At 72.1% G+C, this 1,370-nt stretch carries 1 protein-coding gene; it reads right to left on the bottom strand.

The annotated features are described in order from the left end of the window. Window positions 1-1,305, bottom strand: a 1,305-nt coding sequence (locus tag NBX02_RS15475) for a serine/threonine-protein kinase (protein WP_250291928.1), incomplete at its 3' end; no start/stop codon positions are given. Between the last annotated feature and the right edge of the window lie 65 nt (window positions 1,306-1,370).

Raw genomic sequence — 1,370 nt, 5'->3', positions numbered from 1 at the left:
GGGCCCGGGAGCCGCGGACGGCGAGCCGGCGCCGTCCGCGCTGTCGGTACCGGCCGGGGCCGGCCGCGGCGAGCTCCCGGCGGAGCCGACGCGGGACCGGCGGCGGGTGGCTTCCAGGCGGGAGACGTCGGCGGCGGCTGCCCCGGAACCGGTGCCTGTTTTCGGGTCGTGGGCCGTCGGCTCGTCCGATGACGGCGGGACGGCCGCGAGATCATCCCCGGCTGCCCCCAGCCGGGCCACCGGCTCGGCTCCCAGGGCGTCCCGTAGCGCGTCGAACTTCTCGACAAGACCGGCCACGCTCGGCCGTTGCCGCGGATCGACCGACATCATGTGCCCGATCAGCGCCCGCAGCGGCTCTGGAACAGCCTGGTCGAGTTCGGCGGCGTCGCCGGCGAGGATGCGACGCATGACCGTCGCCGGTCCGTCGCCGGCGCGGGGCGCGAACGGGGCCGTGCCGGCAAGCAGGGTGTACAGGGTCGAACCGAAGGCGTAGACGTCGGCGGCCGGCGAGTACCGCTGTCCGTCAAGGACCTCCGGAGCGCAGTGAGCCGGCGTGTAGGCCTCGAGGCTGACCGACTTCTCCGGGCCGGCCGCGGCACCTGCCGCCCCGATACCCGCCATCCCGAAGCTCGCCGCCCCGAAGCTCGCCGCCCCGAAGCTCGCCACCCCGAAATCGCTCAGTACTGCCCCGCCCTCGTCGGAGACCAGGAGATTCCCCGGCTTGATGTCACGATGGGTGATGTCGGCGCGGTGCGCCGCGGCCAGTGCCCGGGCGACGGACACACCTACCCCGACGGTTTCCGGCACTGACAGCCGGTTCGGCTGGTTCGGCTGGTTGCTGTCGCGCATCCGGTCGACCAGCGATCCCCGCGGGAAGTACTGCATCGCGATGAACGGCTGGTCGTCGGCGGTGGCGCCCGCGTCGTACACGGTGATGATCTCGGGGAGGTGGGACAGGCTGCCGGACGCCTGGCACTCGCGGGTGAACCGGCGCAGCGCGGCCGGGTCCCCGACGTCGGCGCTCAGGACCTTCACGGCTACCGTTCGGGCGAAACGCTCCTGGTAGGCGGTGTAGACGGTGCTGAACCCGCCGATCGCGACCCGGCGGAAATCCCGGTACCCTCGATGGCCGGGCCCGGCGGCACCCGCGCCGCATCCTGGCTCTCCCGAGTCTTCCCCACATCGCCCCCGGTATGTTCCGCACGAATCCGTCCACCGCGGCGTACGCCTCCCGTTGGATATGGTAGACCGTGACGCGCTTCGGTGACGTACGCGAGGGGAGCGCTGCGGGGACGTGACACACATGGGCTGGTTTTCCAGTGGCTCCGCGGCCACCGGCCACGTGAAAAGATCTGTGATTGCGCAGCCTT

Origin of the sequence: Protofrankia sp. CiP1_Cm_nod1 (assembly GCF_920888515.1) — a bacterium.
Classification (GTDB): domain Bacteria; phylum Actinomycetota; class Actinomycetes; order Frankiales; family Frankiaceae; genus Protofrankia.
Note: the sequence above shows the minus strand (reverse complement) of the source record. Positions and strands in the feature narration are given on the sequence as shown.